Consider the following 16615-nt stretch of genomic DNA (forward strand, 5'->3'; position numbering starts at 1 on the left):
CTTCCGATGACCCAACTCAATCAACTTTTCGACGCCGACCGCGCGCACTTCATGCATCCGTCGACGCACGCCCACGATCACGCGAGCGGAGCGCTGCCTGGGCGCATCGTGACCGGCGCGAAAGGCATCCGCATCGAAGATCATCAGGGCAAGTCGTATATCGACGCGTTCGCCGGTCTGTACTGCGTGAATATCGGCTACGGGCGCACGGAGGTCGCCGAAGCGATCTACGAGCAGGCGAAGAAGCTGGCCTACTATCACACGTATGTGGGCCACTCGACGGATACGATCATCGAATTGTCGGCGCGCATCATCGGTTGGGCGCCGCAAGGCATGAAGAAGGTGTACTACGGCATGTCCGGTTCGGATGCGAACGAAACCCAGATCAAGCTCGTCTGGTACTACAACAACGTGAAGGGCCGTCCGAACAAGAAGAAGATCATCTCGCGGCAACGAGGCTATCACGGCTCCGGCATCGTTACCGGCAGCCTGACCGGCCTGCCGAGTTTTCATCAATGCTTCGATCTGCCGATCGAGCGCGTCAAACATACCGTGTGTCCGCACTGGTACAGGCATGCACCTGCCGGAATGAACGAGGCGCAATTCGTCGCGTACTGCGTCGAGGAACTGGAAAAACTGATTGCGCAGGAAGGCGCCGATACGATCGCCGCATTCATCGCCGAACCCGTGATGGGCACGGGCGGCATCCTGCCGCCGCCAGCCGGTTACTGGCCGGCTATCCAGCAGGTGTTGAAGAAGCACGACATCCTGCTGATCTGCGACGAGGTGGTGTGCGGTTTCGGCCGGCTCGGTTCGAAGATGGGCGCACAACACTATGGCATCAGGCCGGATCTGATTACCGTCGCGAAGGGGCTGACGAGCGCGTATGCGCCGCTATCGGGCGTGATCGTGAGCGAACGCGTGTGGGACGTGATCGACAAGGCGTCGCAGGAATTCGGCGCGATGGGTCATGGCTGGACTTACTCGGGCCATCCGATCTGCGCGGCGGCGGCGCTCGCGAACCTCGATATTCTCGAGCGTGAGAACCTCACGCAGAACGCCGCGCAAACCGGTGCCTATCTGCTCGAACAACTTCACGCGGCGTTCGATTCTCATCCGCTGGTCGGCGAAGTGCGCGGCGCGGGCATGCTGGCCGCGCTCGAATTCATGGCCGACAAGGATGGCCGTCAGCCGTTCGATGCCGCGTTGAAGGTCGGGCCACGCGTCTCCGCTGCGGCGTTGGAGCGCGGCCTGATCGCGCGCGCGATGCCGCACGGCGATATTCTCGGCTTCGCGCCGCCGCTGGTCACCTCGCGCAGCGAGGTCGACGAAATCGTGAAACTGGCGCGCGCGGCGGTGGATGAAGTCGCGTCCGTCGTGCTCGCGCCGGCCGCTTCTGCCTGATGTAACGATGGGCCGGTTGGTGTCGCGGTGGATCGCGGCACCGCTGGTTACCGGCGCATCAGTCGGGCAACGGGTGGGAATGATATCGAGTGAATCGGGTGAAAGAATACAGCCGGAACCGCGCACGTTCCGGCTGCATGTCGTTGGCGCCAGCTATTTCAGGCCTGTTTCGCCGTCGTTTCGCCGTAGTGCCGGTCAGGAACCACGACGATATTGCCCACGAAGCGCTTTGCCATGAACTGCGTTTGCGCTTCATGAAACTTCGACAGCGGATAGGTGGCGGCGAGTACCGGCTTGATCGTGCCGGCCTGAATGTAGTCCAGCACGCGTTTGAACGCGCCGCGCGTACCCTGCGACGATCCGTTCAGCTGTAGCTGCTTCAGATACATCGTGCGCAAATCCAGTTGCACCACCGGTCCGGCAATTGCGCCCGCCGTCGTGTAGCGGCCTTCGGCGCGCAACACGTTCAGCAGTTTGGCGAACAGCGTGCCGCCGACCAGATCGGCCACCACGTCGACCGGGCGGCCCTCTGTCATCCGTTCCACAGCCGCGGCGAAATCCTCGCTGTCGCGGAGCATCACGCCTTGTGCGCCGAGCCTGAGCACCGCCTCTTCCTTGCCCTTGCTGACAACCGCATAAGGGATCGCGCCGCGCGCCCGGCATAGTTGAATGATTGCCGAGCCGACGCCGCCGGATGCGCCGGTGATCAGCACCGTTTCACCGCCTGCGACGGCCGCGCGCTCCAGCATCTGTTCGCCGGTGTGATACGCGCACCAGAAGGTCGCGAGTTCGGCATCGGAGCACGTGGAATCGACGCGATGGGCGCTCTGCGCGGGCACCGCCGTGTATTCCGCGTAACCGCCATCGCGGCCGTGGCCGATGTAGTCGATATCGGCAAGGCTGTCGTCGTCGCGGTTATAGATCGAAGCATCGACGACCACGCGCTCGCCGAGACGCGCATCGCTGACTCCGCTGCCGACGGCGACCACGCGACCGACGATGTCCGCGCCCTGGATGCGCGGGAACGAGAGCGTCGAGCGGCCGCGCCGCCAGGTGGAGACGGCTTGCGGGTCGTCGTCCGTGCCATAGGCGCCTTCGCGGACCCATACGTCGGTATTGTTCAGTCCGCACGCGGTGACGTCGAGCAATACCTCACCCGGGCGGCAGACAGGCACCGGTACGTCGTCGCGATAGACGAGTTTATCGAGGCCGCCGTGCGCAGTCAGCACGACGGCCTTCATGGTTTTTGGAAGCATGTTTCTCCTCTCGTGGCTCCCGTTGCGCGGCGCGCAACGGGAGCGCCTGCAGGTTGGCGTCTTATGGTTTGACGAAGAGCTTGCGCGGCGTGTTGCAGAAGGTCTCGACGCCGGTCTCGGTAATCAGGATGCTTTCGGTGATTTCGAGGCCCCAGTCGTCGAGCCACAGGCCCGGCATGAAGTGGAACGTCATGCCCGGTTCGAGGACCGTTTTGTCCCCCGGACGCAGGCTCATCGTGCGTTCGCCCCAGTCCGGCGGATAGCTCGCGCCGATCGGATAACCGCAGCGGCTGTTCTTTTCGATGCCGTATTTGTGCAGCATCGCGAAGAACGCGTTGGCGATGTCTTCGCAGGTGTTGCCCGGCTTCGCCGCAGCCAGTCCCGCCTCAATGCCTTCCACCACCGCACGCTCGCCGTCGAGGAAATGCTTCGGCGGCTTGCCGAGGTAGACGGTGCGCGACTGCGGGCAGTGGTAACGCTTGAAACAGCCGGCGATCTCGAAGAACGTGCCGGCGTCCTTCTCGAACGGTGTGTCGTCCCATGTCAGATGCGGCGCGGCGGCATCGGCGCCGGTCGGCAGCAGCGGCACGATCGCCGGGTAGTCGCCGCCGTAGCCGTCCACGCCGGTAATACCTGTCGCGTAGATTTCCGCGACCAGGTCGTTCTTGCGCATGCCGGGCTCGATCCGCTCGACGATATGCGCGTGCATCCGTTCGACGATGCGAGCGGCGACGCGCATGTATTCGATCTCGCGTGGCGATTTGACCGCACGCTGCCAGTTCACGAGCGCGGTCGCATCCTGCCATGTCGCGTTGGGCAGATGAGCGACGAGGGAACGATAGGCCGCGGCGCTGAAATAGTAGTTATCCATTTCGACGCCGATCCTCAGCGCCCCCCAACCGCGCGTCTCGATCACGTCGCGGGCGAGGTAGTCCATCGGATGCCGTACGGCGGACTGCACGTAGTGATCCGGATAACCCACGATCTGCTCGTGCTGCATGAACACCGTACGCTTTGCGCCGTTGGCGTCCTGGCCGCGGCCGAACCACACCGGCTCGCCGTCGAGCGCGAGCAGCACACACTGGTGTACGTAGAACGACCAGCCGTCGTAACCGGTGAGCCAAGCCATGTTGGTCGGATCGGACACGATCAGCAGTTCGACCCCTGCTGCCTGCATCGCCTTGCGTGTTTTGCCGATGCGGGCGGCGTATTCGGCGCGGTCGAACGGCAGGCGTAACGTCGGCGCCGCGACACGCGATTCCAGTTGCGTTGTATCTGACATCTTTCCCTCTCTCTGAGCGTGACGTCGTTGCGGAAAAGTCGCGCCTCATGCACGCAATGAGGCGCTTGCGGGTGCTTGCGAGTGTTTGTGACTATTTCTCGCCGCAGTCTAATGCGGCGAAAAAGCGCCTTTTAATGTGCTAGTTCAATCTTCGTTGCGGGCCTGAAACGGACTGCGCGGAGCGTAAAAAATTGCGTCGTACGTTCGTGCTGCGTCGCATAGGTATTGCCCCTGATACGCACCGATCCGGACGCCGGGCTGGTGCATGAAAGCCCTGTCGTGCGGCATCGTATAGCCCGTTTTTGGGCGCGGAAAAATAATTGTTCTAGAGCAATCGGATCGGGAATATGGCTTTGTATTCTGATTTGCATAGCGGCCCTGCGTGCACTGCTGCACCGCATCCAATCAAGCCCTGGTATGAGGAACGGGAACCCGAATCGAGATGAATACCGCGCGAGTCACTGACCTGCTGAGCGTTTCCGATATCGCCTCAGCGACCCTTCCGCCCGGCTTGCCGGCGGCGCCTGGCAACACCTCTCAGCCACGCGCCGAGGCGCCGGTGACCAGTCCGTTGATCAGGATCGATCGCATGACGAAGCGTTATGGCGCGCTGACCGTGCTCGACGAGTTGTCGCTCGATGTCATGCCGGGCGAGAAGCTCGCGTTGATCGGGCCATCCGGGTCAGGCAAGACCACGATCCTGCGCATCCTGATGACACTCGAGTCGATCGATGGCGGTCACGTGGAAATGGACGGCGAGCAGCTGTTTCATATGCAACGCGGCGACCGCATGGTGCCCGCGAACGAGCGGCATCTGCAGATGATGCGCGAGAAGGTCGGTATGGTCTTCCAGCACTTCAATCTGTTTCCTCATAAGAACGTGCTCGACAACGTCACGCTCGCCCCGATGCTGACCAAAGGCGAGAGCCGCGAATCGGCAGAAAAGCGCGCGCTCGAACTGCTCGACATGGTCGGTATGGCGGACAAGGCAAATAGCCGCCCGGCGCAGTTGTCCGGCGGGCAGAAGCAGCGCGTGGCGATTGCGCGGGCGCTTGCGCTCTCACCGAGGATCATGCTTTTCGATGAAGTGACGTCGGCGCTCGACCCCGAACTCGTCGAAGAAGTACTGAACGTGATGCACCGGCTCGCCAGTGAAACCGATATGACGATGTTGCTTGTGACACACGAGATGGGTTTCGCCCACGATTTCGCCGACCGCGTGTTGTTCTTTGACCGCGGCAGAATCGTGGAGGAAGGCAAGCCCGAGGATATCTTCAGTCATCCGAAGCATGAACGAACCCAGACGTTTCTGCGCAAGATCATCGCCGCGGGTCACCGGCTCTGAACGACGCCGGCCACACAGGCCGTTGAAAACTACTACGCTCGAGGAGAATAAATCATGAAATTGAAGGGAATTCTGATCACGGGGACGTTGTCGCTACTGACGCTGACCGGCATTGCAGTCGCCGCGCAGGACAAGTTGGCCCAACTCAGGGAGCAGGGTTTCGCGCGCATCGCGATTGCCAACGAGCCGCCGTTCACCGCGGTGGGCGCCGACGGCAAGGTGACGGGCGCGGCTCCCGATGTCGCGCGTGCGGTGTTCAAAAAGCTCGGCGTCAATGACATCGTCGCGTCGATCTCCGAATACGGCGCGATGATTCCAGGCCTCGCAGTGGGGCGGCATGACGCGATCGCGGCGGGTCTCTTCATGACGCCACAGCGCTGCGCCGCCGTGGCGTATTCCGAACCTGTGCTGTGCGCGGTCGAAGCATTTGCCGTCAAGAAGGGCAACACCAAAAGCATCAAGACTTACGAGGAAATCGCCAAGGACCCGAAGGCGGTGATTGGCGTGGAGGGCGGGACTACCGAACAGAAACTCGCGAGCGCCGCGAATATTCCGGCCGAGCGCGTCGTCATCGTGCCTGATGGGCAGAGCGGGCTGAAGATGCTGCAGGACGGCCGCATCGACGCATTCGCGCTACCGCTGCTGTCGATCAGCGATCTGCTTGCGAAAGCGAAAGACGCCAATCTGGAATCGATCGCACCGGTGCAGGGCACACCCGTGCAATGCGACGGCGTTGCGTTCCGCAAGCAGGACACCGCGCTGCGCGATGCGTTCGACGTCGAGTTGAAGAAGATGAAGGAATCCGGCGAGTTCGCGAAGATCGTCGAGCCGTACGGATTCTCGGCCAAGGCGGCGATGTCCACGAGCCGCGACAAGCTGTGTGCTGCGAAGAACTAAGCCCAGCCGATCCTGTTCGATGTGCAGCGCGATAGCACGTCGAACAGCCAACCCGAAGCACGACGAGGTGTGTTCATGAACGATTGGTCCGGCTATCTGCTGCTGATTCTGAAAGGCGCGCAGACAACTGTCGAACTCACGCTGATGGGCACCGCGCTTGCGCTCGTGATGGCGTTCGTGGCCGGCCTTGGGCGGCTGTCGCGCTTCGTCGTGGTGCGCTCGCTGGCGACCTCGTATATCGAGTTCTTTCGCGGCACGTCGGTATTCGTCCAGTTGTTCTGGGCGTATTTCGTCTTGCCGATGATCGGATTGACGCTCACGCCGTTGCAGGCCGGGGTGCTCGCACTTGGCTTGAACGTCGGTGCGTATGGCGCGGAAGTGGTGCGCGGTGCGGTCGTAGCGATTGGCCAGGAGCAGCGCAACGCATGCGTTGCGTTGAATCTGTCCCGCTATCAGCGCATGCGCCATGTGATCCTGCCGCAGGCGTTGCCGCTGATGCTGCCGACCTTCGGCAACAACGCCATCGAGCTGCTCAAGGGCACGGCGGTCGTATCGCTGATCTCGCTTGGCGACATGACGTTTCAGGCGCAGGTCGTACGCTCGCAAACCGGCAATACGTTGATACCGTTCGCGATGATCCTCGCGCTTTACTTCGCGATGGCGTGCCTGATTGGGTTCGGCATGCGCAAGCTGGAGCGGCGCATGAGCCTGGGTCTCGACGGAATGAGGAGATAGGCGCATGGAATGGGACTGGAGTTTCGCACGCGAGATTCTGCCGATCTTGCTGCAAGGTATGAAGATCACCGTACTCGCGACCTTGCTCGGCGCGATCGTGGCGGGGGTGGTCGGTATGGTGTTCGCGATTCTGCGCCTGTCGCCGAATCGCGCGGTGGCGAGTGCCACGACGCTGGTGGTGAGCTTCATCCGTGGCACGCCTCTGCTCGTGCAACTGTATTTCGTGTTCTATGTGTTGCCCGACATCGGCGTGCGCATGCCCGCGCTCGCGGCCGGTGTGCTCGCGCTTGGAGTGCACTATGCGACGTATACGGCGGAGGTCTATCGCAGTGGCATCGAAAACGTGCCGCGCGGGCAGTGGGAAGCAGCCAAGGCGTGCAATCTGAGCCCGTCGCAAACGTGGCAGCACATCATCCTGCCCGAAGCGGTTCCGCCGATGTTACCCGCGCTCGCAAACTATCTGATTTCGATGTTCAAGGAAACACCGCTGCTGTCAGCGATTACCGTGCTCGAACTGATGAACGAGGCGAAGATCATTGCGAACACGGACTACCGTTACCTCGAACCGATGACGCTAGTGGGCGTGCTGTTTCTGTGCATCAGTCTCATCGCGGTGACCGGTGTGCGGTTGCTCGAAAGACGCTTTCCTGATGTCGGGCATTGAGCGATGCAGACCGCCATCCAGTCCTCAGCCCACCCGCCGCGTCTTGACGAACGCGCCGTCGACAAACGTATCGGCCTCGTGATCCTGGCAACCGATCACACGACCGAGCCGGACTTTGCGGCGCTCGTGGCGAGTGAACGCATCGGTATTTACGTGAACCGCGTGCCTTACGCGAATCCGGTGACGCCGGACAATCTGCGCGCGATGCAGCCCTCGCTGACTGCCGGCGCCGCGCTGATCCTGCCGGGCGAAGCGCTCGACGTAGTGATGTATTCGTGCACGTCGGCATCAGTCGTGATCGGCGATGCGGAGATCGAGCAGGCCATTCATGCGGCGAAGCCGCGGACGCGCGTGGTCACGCCGACGGCCGCCTCGGTGGCCGCGCTGAACGCGCTTGGCGCACGGCGCATCAGCGTCCTGACGCCGTACACCGTTGAAACGAGCCAGCCAATGGCCGCGTACTTTGCCGCGCAAGGTTTTGTCATCGACCGGTTCATGTGCATGGGTCTCACCGATGACCGTGAGATGGCACGCATATCGCACGACGACATCGTGGAGTTCGCTCGTGTCGCGACGGCGGCGCAGTCCGATGCGCTTTTCATTTCGTGCACGGCGGTGCGGGCGGCGGCGGTCATTGCGCGGATCGAGGCGTCGATTGGCAAGCCCGCTGTCAGCAGTAATCTTGCGACCGCCTGGATGTGTTTGCGCCTCTGTGGCAGCAGTGACGCCAAACCCGAACGGGGACGATTGATGACACTACCGTTGCCACCGGTTCTACGTTGAGGTTCGGCGAACGGCTTACCGATATTTGTGAATTCGACGCGGTTCTGAATGCGTCGCATAGCTCGACATTCAGGAGGAACGATGGACTACGTACAGTCATGGGACAGCGACAGCGAGACAGTGCAACACGAGTCACGGAGCCTGTTGCGGCGCGCCATTGCCGCATCGGCGCTGGGTAACGCGACGGAATGGTTCGACTACGGCATCTATGCCTACGGCCTGACCTACATATCGGCCGCGCTTTTTCCCGGCAGCACGGCTCAGGCCACGCTCTTCGCGCTGGCCACCTTTGCGATTTCGTTTCTGGTTCGACCGCTGGGCGGACTCTTCTGGGGCCCGCTCGGCGACCGGCTTGGACGCAAGCACGTATTGGCGCTGACGATCATCCTGATGTCGGTGGCGACGCTGCTGGTCGGACTCGTGCCGACCTATGCGCGCATCGGGTGGTGGGCGCCGGCGCTGCTGATCGTCTTGCGGATGATCCAGGGCTTCTCGACCGGTGGAGAGTATGGCGGCGCGGCCACCTTCATGGCCGAATATGCACCGGACAAGAAGCGCGGTTTTTGCGGCAGCTTCCTTGAATTCGCGACGCTCGCAGGCTTTTCGCTCGGCGCGTTTCTGATGCTTGGCTGTTCGGTCGCACTCGGCAACGCGGCCATGCACGATTGGGGATGGCGACTGCCGTTTCTGATCGCTGCGCCGCTCGGCCTGATTGGCTTCTATCTGCGCTCGAAACTGGAAGACACGCCCGTCTTCATCGAACTGGAGCAATCGAACCACAAGGAGCCGCAGACTTGCGTCTCGCTGAAAGCCTTGCTGACCGGATACTGGAAGCCACTGGTGTTGCTCGGCGGCCTGGTCGTGGCGCTCAACGTGGTCAATTATGTGTTGCTGGCTTATATGCCGACCTTCATGCAGAAGCAACTGGGCATGAGCGACAACATGTCGTTGCTCGTCCCGCTTATCGGCATGCTGGCGATGATGGTGTTTCTTCCTTTTGCCGGCACGTTCTCGGATCGGATCGGGCGCAAGAATGTCTGGTGGTTTTCGCTGGTGGGACTCTTTGTCGCTGCCATTCCGATGTTCCTTCTGATGAAGCATGGCATTGCCGGAGCCCTCATCGGGTTTTCCGTGCTAGGTCTGCTATATGTTCCACAACTGGCAAGCATCTCGGCAATGTTCCCCGCGATGTTTCCCACGCAGGTGCGTTATGCAGGGATGGCGATTGCCTACAACGTGTCGACGTCGATTTTCGGCGGGACGGCGCCGATGGTGAACGAGTGGTTTATCGCACGCACCGGCAATGTACTCGTGCCGGCGTACTACATGATGGCCGCGTGTGTGATTGGCGCATTGGCGCTGATCTTCGTGACGGAGACATCGGGCTGCTCGTTGCGCGGGCGGGAGATACCCGGAAAGGAAAAGGGAAACCGGACTCCGAAGCGTGTCGATGCGGCGGGAAGAGGAGCCTGAGTGGCCCCGCCGGGCGACTTCAGGTGACTGTGGCAGGGCAGAAGTGGCCCCATACGACTCTTGCTTTCGACAATGCGAGCCGACGGTGACGCGGATGGATTTCCGCGTCGGGCCGGCGGAAAGCGCTCGATCACGCCGCCGAATTTGAACCGATAACCATTCAACCGAATTCTTCGTGTTGTGGCAGCTGATCGGTGATGTCATGCCACGCTGCCTTTGAACCCACAAAAATGTGAGCAGTGGGGCGAATGGTAGGCGTGTCGGCGAGCGTCCCCAACGTGACGTGCACGAACTCAGCGTTACGAACCACTGAGAACATCAGGCTTCCGCATGTCTTGCAGTGAACATCGTGCGACGCTCGTTCGTCACCGAAAATCAACAGGTTGTCTTTGCCCTGAGTGATACACAACTTGTCGCGCTCGATCCCCGCGAATGGTTTGAATGCTGAGCCGGTCGCACGCCGACAGCTTGAACAGTGGCAGTTCAACGCATAGATAAACTCGTCTTTTACCGAGTAATGGACAGCACCGCAAAGGCATCCGCCAGCGAGTAATGGTTTCATGACTGTTTTTCAGGCAGTAGGCACATCGCAAATGGATTGGGGAATAGCACATCCATGATTATTGATGGGCCGAAGGTCGATGTCCAATAGCCTGAATCGGCCGCGAATCCTGCTCCAATGCCAAAACGATAATTGAAATCATCTGGGCTCGACCTGTTCTGCGGGAGCGATGCATCCACCGCGTTGACGCTCGAAATAGGGAGGTTTTCCTGGTGGTCGAGCTTTTTGATCTTGCGGATTCCGTGGTTTGAGTCTGCCGCGTCCGACGTCGTTGTCATGCGACGTCATATCACAAAGTTGAATGAAGAACCACGTCGCGCGACGCCGCGATTGCACCATTCGGCTAAAGAAGAAATCAGATTCCAGATTCGCTCACAGTATGGGATCCGGCACGCTATCTATCAAAATTGCCGTAGTTTTGAGCGTGGATTCGAGCTGAACGTAACAAATTGTTTGTCGAGGGTAAACTCTATTGTCTGACATCGCACCAATACCGAGAATGGCCTCCAACAAAATTTCGAGTTCTAACTTGGAAAGACAGGAGGGGGCATGAAAACAAGGTTGTTGGCGATTGCGTGTGCGTGCATGGTTCTGGCAGGGTGCGGTGGGGATGGGAAGCTGAGCAATGATCCAGGGACGCCGGCCGCGTCGGCGCCTCCGGTTACGCCCGCGGATCCAGGCATTAGCCAGACGTACAACGTCAAAGACTTCGGCGCCAAGGGCGACGGTACGACTGACGACACTGCAGCGATTCAGAAAGCGCTCAATGCGGCGAGCGCCGCGAAGGGGACGGTCGTGTTCCCGCAGGGCACGTTCATGACCGGCGCATTGTTCGTCGGTTCGGATACGACGTTGCAAGTCGATGAAGGCGTGACGCTGAAGGCCATCCAGGCTCAGACCTGGTGGAACATCGAAACGACCATCGCTTCCGGTGCAACGAATGGCTTTTACCCGGATGGCCTGTCTCTCTACCCACAGGTGCCGACCCGAGTGCAGGGCATCGAGATGAACTGGGCGTCGGCGATCATCAATGTTCGCAATGCCAACAATGTGACTATTACTGGTAAAGGCGTGGTCGACGGCAATGGGCAAGCGTGGTGGTCGCACTATTATGCCGATGGTACGTCGTTTCACAAGACGCTCGGCGTGACATGGGCGCTCAACTGGGACGAGCAGCGCCCACGCGGCATCGAGACGTTCAATTCGACGAATGTCACCATCAAGGACGTGACCGTTCAGAACTCGCCGTTCTGGACCGTGCACATCTGCTACTCGGATCAGGTGCATCTGGATGGCGTCAAAGTCTACAATTTCCCGAGCGCTGCGACCGGGATCATGCCGAGTACCGATGGTATCGATCTGGATTCGTCGACGAACGTGCTTGTGGAGAACGCGGATATCGTCGCAAACGATGATGGCTTCGTCATCAAGTCCGGGCGTGACGGCGACGGGCTTCGCGTCAACAAGCCGACCGCGAACGTGGTGATCCGCAATTCTGTGGTTCGGGCCGGTGCGACCGCATTTACCATCGGCAGCGAAACGTCCGGTGGCGCGAACAACATTGAAGTGTCCAACATTCAGGTCACGCCGCTTACCGGGCAGATCAACAGCAACGTCGGATACAAGGCGGGCGGACCGGCTGTCTATAGCGCGTTCGTATTCAAATCGGCGCCGACGCGCGGCGGCACGATGGAAAATGTCTATATCCATGACATTACCGTCGACGATGCGTACTACTTCATGCAAGGAAACGAAGCATGGCCGGCCGGCGGCACGGTTCCAGCCACGTTTGGTTCGACGTACATGGAGCCTTCGTACTGGCCGCCGATTCTCGTGATGCCGGCCACGCCCGAAGATGGATATCCGATTTTCCGGAACTTCAGATTCGAGAACATCACGATGAAGCGTGTCGAAACGGCTGTGTTCGGCGTGGCGGGCTATACGCTTGCGGGTGAAGCAGAGAAGGGCCGGTTCACGAATTTCACGTTCAATAACGTGAATATCACAGCCGTCAATTCAGCGGGCGCGTCGGTGGGGGCCGGGTCGATCGCCAATGGCGGGAATTGGGTGTTCACTAACAGCACGATCAAGAATGCAGGCGGTGCGAACATCGTTCCGACTTTGTCCTCTACCACGACAAGCAATATCACCGGCCTGCCAACGCAATAGGTCATGCAGCGAAGGGCGATCGCGGCCGCCTGGATGGGGGCGCGATCGCCTGGTTGATCTCGTTCTGAGCGAGTTCGGGACGACGGTGTTTTGATTGAAAGAGATGCCGTGGGGGAACTCGACGTTACGCGCGCTCCGACAGCAAAACCGCGAGCAGTCGCCGCAACTCAGCACTTTCCAGCGGAGAAAGCGCAGCGGTGAGGATGCGATCGACATTGTCGACGCGAGGGCGCAAAGTGGCGAGCTGCTTTTTCCCCGCCGAGGTCAGGAACAGGATATAGCTGCGCTTGTCGGCGGGGTCGTCCTGCCGCTCGATCAGGCCGTTTCGCACCATGCGTGCAACCAGATCGGCAATCGTCGAGCGGTCTACATCCAACTCGTCGCCAAGCTGTCGCTGGTTGACGCCCGGCGTCTCGTGAAGGACGACGAGCGCCGCGTACTGCACGCTCGTGACCTCAGCCGAAACCTCGCGAAGCCATACCGCTAGGTGTCGCTGCTGAGCGCGGCGTACCAGGCTGCCCGTGTGTCGGGCAAGCCCTTTGAGGTCATCGGATTTTGTTGGCAATTTCGCAGTGTTCCGCGCAGGTTAATTGATTCGGAAAATGGGCTGCAGGAAGCTGCTCAACTCCGCATAGGCGTTCAGCGGTAGAACGTGAGCAACGTATTGATCCGGGCGGACCACCACCACTGCGCCCCGCTCGCGGTCGATACCGCGTTCGTCGAAGATATCAGTCACCGCGTCGCTCGTAAATGCCTTCTCGTAGTCGATGAGCCCGTAGCGTCCCTTGCATGGCAGCAGCAGGTCGGGCAGTTCCTCCAGACGCACCTCCCGATGGTCTTGCTGAAGCACCGCGCGCAGATCGAGCACGCTGTCCGGGTCGGCGTCGGTAGACGTAATTTGCCGCAGGATGGAATCGGACGAGTTGGAGAGATGGTCGCACAACGCATCAAGCGCTTTTCGGCCGGCATCGGCGAAAACGTACAGACGCCAACGGCCGTCCGCCTGTGCGGCGTGTCCGAGATGGACCGGCTTGGCGTCGGCGACGCGAACCACGGGAGATGAGTGGAACCGGGTGCCGATCGTGAAGCCGCTCGCGAGCGTTTGATAAGTCGACTCGCCCGTGAGCATGCCGGGGCGGTAGCGGGTGGCGACGCCCGCGGTGTATCTGCCGGCGCGCACGAAGTACGCCTGCAATTCAGCCGGATCGACTCCGCCTGCTTCCGGCCGGGCTGGATCCTTGGGGGGCGCCGCCATCATCGCCGACCACTCCTTGTCGAACTCGATCAACTCCTTCGCGATGGGTTGCCGCTCGCCAGAATAGGTGCGCAGCAGATCGACGTTGCTGCGTCCCTGAAGAACCGCGGCGAGTTTCCAGCCGAGATTGAACCCGTCCTGCATTGAGACGTTCATTCCCTGGCCCGCTTTGGCGCTATGCGTATGACAGGCGTCTCCGGCGATGAACACGCGAGGGTCACGATCGACTCGATCTGCGCTGACGGAATCGTCGAAACGGTCGGTCAGGCGCTGTCCCACTTCGTACACCGAGAACCATGCGACCTCTTTCACGTCGAGCGTGTAGGGATGCAGAATCCGTTGTGCGGTAGCGATGATGCGGTCAACCGTAATCTGTTTGATCGCTTCACGATTTTCAGGCGTTACGTCGCCGAGGTCGACATAGAAACGCACGAGATGGCCACCTTCGCGCGGAATGATGAGCAGATTGCCTTCGCGGGCGGACTGAATGGCGACCTTCAACCGGATGTCGGGGAAGTTAGTGACGGCAAGCGCGTCCATGACGCCCCACGCGTGATTGGCTGCGTCGCCGCGCAACGTTTGCCCGATTGCGGCGCGCACCCGACTGCGCGCGCCGTCGCAGCCTACGACATAGCGGGCGCGCACGCATATTTCCTCGCCGAGCCGCGCTGCAGCGGTGCGGCGCAACGTGACCCGCACCGGGTACTCGCCGACATCGTCGCGTTCGACGGCCACGACTTCGAGATCGTAGTCCGGTTCCATTCGCCGCGGGGATAGCCGCATCACGTCCAGCAGATAGTCCTGAATACGCGCCTGATTGACGATGACGTGCGGAAACTCGGAAAGGCCTGGTTCGGTATCCTGAACACGTCCGGTACGCTGGATCGCGCCTTGGTCATCTGCGTCAGGACGCCAGAAGACAGTTTCGTTGACCCAGTATGCTTCGCGCAGCAAGCGTTCAGCGAGACCGAACGCGTTGAACATCTCAACGGTCCGGCAAGCGACGCCGTCTGCCTGGCCCATCAAAAGCGGCCCTGACCGGCGCTCGACGATACGGGTCTTAATACCCTGAAATTTCGATAGCTGAGCGGCGAGGACGAGCCCCGCGGGTCCCGTGCCGGCGATGAGCACGTCGACCTGGTCGGGCACCCCGGGGCCGTGCATGTTCTCGGCGACGGGTTCGATCCCTGGGTCGCCGACCCGAAAACCGTTGAGATGAAATTGCATGATGTCTTCCTCCATGTTGGTGCTTATCGCGTTGGAGGGAATATACTCCGTATACCAACTATTTCAATAGTTCTGTGTATCATCTGGGTTTACCCTTATAAAAACGAGGTCTGTGTGATGCCGAGTTCCCAGCGAGGCCAACACGGTCTCACTGTCTCGAACAAAGCTCCGCGATTTCCGCCCGCGCTACACTTTTGCGTTCGAGCGTTTGCCGGTTCATCCACTCGAAACGATCCGACTCGAGCGCCTGTTTGCCGATGACCACGCGCTGCCGGCAGGCGATCAACTCAGCGTCGGCAAGCTTCTTTCCGGCTTGCGTCAGGCGGTCGTCCACCAGCACGCTCAAGCCCCTTGCCTGTAGTTCGTGTTGCAGCGCCTTAGCAGCCTCCTGGCGTTCCAATCGATCCCACTCGATGACCGTCAGAGCCACATCAAAGGTATTGAATGCCTCGGTGCCCCAAAAGCCTCGCTCGTCGCGCTGGCGACTAAGCAGAAGCATTGCGAGCCGAGAAATGCCCACGCCAAAACAGCCCATTCTGACGAATTTGCCTTTGGCATTCACAAGCCCGAGAACCTTCGAATAGCGATCGCCCAGATCGAAAATGTGCGCGCATTCGAGCGCTTTCTGACCGTCGATCTCGTCCTCGCCGAGATCGCTGAGTACATGAAATTCCTCGGAGCTTTGCCCACCGATCTCTCCGTTGTCGCTGGACTTAACTACCGCGTCCAGCCCCAGCCGTCTGAAGACGCGCAGATAGGCTTCGCGAACGGACTCATACGCTGCGCGTGAGCCGGATTCCGTGGCATTGAAGGAGTACGCGTCTTTCATGATGAATTCTTTGGCCCGGGCCAATCCGCCACGGGTTCTTAACTCATCACGATATTTGTTGCCGAACTGATATAGGCCAAGACTCATGTCGGTCCTGTTGTAGTGCGTCTTGACCATGTTGGTGGTCAACTCCTCGCACGTCGCTCCGAGGCAAAACAGCCGGCCGGAGCGGCTCTTCACCCGCATCAGTTCGTCACCGTAGATATCGAGCCGCCCGCTTTGCTGCCACAGGTCTGCGTCATGCAGCAGGCTCATCTGGACCTCGCAGAAGCCGGCGCGGTCCATCTCCTCGCGCACGATGCTCTCGATGCGTCGCTGCGCCCTCAGGCCAAGCGACATCCACGAGTAAAGCCCTGCAGCGTCCTGATGAATAAAGCATGCCTTGCGGGCGAGGTCCGTCAGCTCCAGCCGGGAGTTGTCCTGTTCAAAGAAGCCGTTTGAGAAAAGTTGCTGCGAGAATTTCATGATCTGCTCCGGATTTCGAATTCAGCTAAAAACAACGCCTGAAATGAAAAACGCCCGCAAGCGGGCGTCCGGATCGTCGATTCTGAGGCAGCGCGTAGGCAATCAGCCTTCTTCGCGCGCACCTTGAGGACTCGAGCAGACTCCGGCCGCCATTGCGGGCACCGGAGGTCGTTGCAGGAGGGTCCTCGAAAAATTCATGATGTGTTGCTTCTCGTTTGAAATCTGTTTCAAAGCGGAACGCCGCGCTGAGTAGCTCAAGTGCTCACGGT

15 protein-coding genes and 1 pseudogene are annotated in these 16615 nt (G+C 60.4%); 9 read left to right on the forward strand and 7 right to left on the reverse strand.

Annotated features, from left to right (window positions below; genetic code table 11):
• Positions 1 to 6: 6 nt before the first annotated feature.
• Positions 7 to 1404 carry an aspartate aminotransferase family protein gene (locus tag PQQ53_RS04295; RefSeq protein WP_408141188.1) on the forward strand — a complete coding sequence of 466 codons (1398 nt, stop codon included), beginning with the start codon at positions 7 to 9 and terminating at the stop codon, positions 1402 to 1404.
• Between the two features lie 158 nt (positions 1405 to 1562).
• Here PQQ53_RS04295 and PQQ53_RS04300 read toward each other — a convergent pair whose 3' ends face one another.
• A complete protein-coding gene (locus PQQ53_RS04300) occupies positions 1563 to 2660 on the reverse strand; it encodes an alcohol dehydrogenase family protein (protein ID WP_408152242.1) in 1098 nt (365 codons plus the stop codon).
• Positions 2661 to 2721: 61 nt separating this feature from the next.
• A complete protein-coding gene (doeA, locus tag PQQ53_RS04305) occupies positions 2722 to 3942 on the reverse strand; it encodes an ectoine hydrolase DoeA (protein ID WP_408141190.1) in 1221 nt (406 codons plus the stop codon).
• A gap of 442 nt (positions 3943 to 4384) precedes the next feature.
• Here doeA and ehuA point away from each other — a divergent pair, with 442 nt between their 5' ends.
• From ehuA to PQQ53_RS04335, 6 genes are all read left to right on the forward strand, one after another.
• On the forward strand, positions 4385 to 5287 hold the full coding sequence (ehuA, locus tag PQQ53_RS04310) for an ectoine/hydroxyectoine ABC transporter ATP-binding protein EhuA (RefSeq protein ID WP_408141191.1): 903 nt from the start codon (positions 4385 to 4387) through the stop codon (positions 5285 to 5287).
• Between the two features lie 54 nt (positions 5288 to 5341).
• Positions 5342 to 6184 carry an ectoine/hydroxyectoine ABC transporter substrate-binding protein EhuB gene (gene ehuB / locus PQQ53_RS04315; protein WP_408141192.1) on the forward strand — a complete coding sequence of 281 codons (843 nt, stop codon included), beginning with the start codon at positions 5342 to 5344 and terminating at the stop codon, positions 6182 to 6184.
• Positions 6185 to 6259: 75 nt separating this feature from the next.
• A complete protein-coding gene (gene ehuC, locus PQQ53_RS04320) occupies positions 6260 to 6919 on the forward strand; it encodes an ectoine/hydroxyectoine ABC transporter permease subunit EhuC (protein WP_408141193.1) in 660 nt (219 codons plus the stop codon).
• A 4-nt stretch (positions 6920 to 6923) separates the two neighbouring features.
• Positions 6924 to 7583: an ectoine/hydroxyectoine ABC transporter permease subunit EhuD gene (gene ehuD, locus PQQ53_RS04325; RefSeq protein ID WP_408141194.1), complete on the forward strand. Its 660-nt coding sequence runs from the start codon at positions 6924 to 6926 to the stop codon at positions 7581 to 7583.
• A 3-nt stretch (positions 7584 to 7586) separates the two neighbouring features.
• On the forward strand, positions 7587 to 8366 hold the full coding sequence (eutA, locus tag PQQ53_RS04330; RefSeq protein WP_408141195.1) for an ectoine utilization protein EutA: 780 nt from the start codon (positions 7587 to 7589) through the stop codon (positions 8364 to 8366).
• Positions 8367 to 8447: 81 nt separating this feature from the next.
• Positions 8448 to 9839: an MFS transporter gene (locus tag PQQ53_RS04335; RefSeq protein WP_408141196.1), complete on the forward strand. Its 1392-nt coding sequence runs from the start codon at positions 8448 to 8450 to the stop codon at positions 9837 to 9839.
• Between the two features lie 160 nt (positions 9840 to 9999).
• Here the strand turns inward: PQQ53_RS04335 and PQQ53_RS04340 are convergent, their stop codons facing one another.
• Together PQQ53_RS04340 and PQQ53_RS04345 are read right to left on the reverse strand one after the other, a co-directional pair.
• Positions 10000 to 10401, reverse strand: a complete 402-nt coding sequence (locus PQQ53_RS04340) for a GFA family protein (protein ID WP_408141197.1) — start codon at positions 10399 to 10401, stop codon at positions 10000 to 10002.
• Positions 10398 to 10679: a hypothetical protein gene (locus tag PQQ53_RS04345; protein ID WP_408141198.1), complete on the reverse strand. Its 282-nt coding sequence runs from the start codon at positions 10677 to 10679 to the stop codon at positions 10398 to 10400. Before PQQ53_RS04345 ends, PQQ53_RS04340 begins: the two co-directional genes overlap by 4 nt.
• Before the next feature lie 307 nt (positions 10680 to 10986).
• On the opposite strand from PQQ53_RS04345, the pseudogene PQQ53_RS04350 reads away from it, so the two are divergent.
• Together PQQ53_RS04350 and PQQ53_RS04355 are read left to right on the forward strand one after the other, a co-directional pair.
• A pseudogene (locus PQQ53_RS04350) lies at positions 10987 to 11214 on the forward strand (glycosyl hydrolase family 28-related protein); the annotation flags it as partial.
• A gap of 3 nt (positions 11215 to 11217) precedes the next feature.
• The gene (locus PQQ53_RS04355) at positions 11218 to 12570 is read left to right on the forward strand and encodes a glycoside hydrolase family 28 protein (protein ID WP_408152354.1); all 1353 of its coding nucleotides are present in this window, start codon (positions 11218 to 11220) and stop codon (positions 12568 to 12570) included.
• A gap of 124 nt (positions 12571 to 12694) precedes the next feature.
• Here the strand turns inward: PQQ53_RS04355 and PQQ53_RS04360 are convergent, their stop codons facing one another.
• The 3 genes from PQQ53_RS04360 to PQQ53_RS04370 all read right to left on the reverse strand — a co-directional run bounded on the left by PQQ53_RS04360 (position 12695) and on the right by PQQ53_RS04370 (position 16346).
• On the reverse strand, positions 12695 to 13135 hold the full coding sequence (locus PQQ53_RS04360) for a MarR family winged helix-turn-helix transcriptional regulator (protein ID WP_408141200.1): 441 nt from the start codon (positions 13133 to 13135) through the stop codon (positions 12695 to 12697).
• Positions 13136 to 13156: 21 nt separating this feature from the next.
• Positions 13157 to 15052 carry an FAD-binding monooxygenase gene (locus PQQ53_RS04365; protein WP_408152356.1) on the reverse strand — a complete coding sequence of 632 codons (1896 nt, stop codon included), beginning with the start codon at positions 15050 to 15052 and terminating at the stop codon, positions 13157 to 13159.
• Positions 15053 to 15200: 148 nt separating this feature from the next.
• Complete coding sequence (locus tag PQQ53_RS04370) at positions 15201 to 16346, reverse strand: aminoacyl--tRNA ligase-related protein (protein ID WP_408141202.1); 1146 nt, start codon at positions 16344 to 16346, stop codon at positions 15201 to 15203.
• Positions 16347 to 16615: the final 269 nt, after the last annotated feature.

This window comes from Paraburkholderia strydomiana, assembly GCF_046030495.1.
Taxonomy (GTDB): Bacteria; Pseudomonadota; Gammaproteobacteria; order Burkholderiales; family Burkholderiaceae; genus Paraburkholderia; species Paraburkholderia strydomiana_A.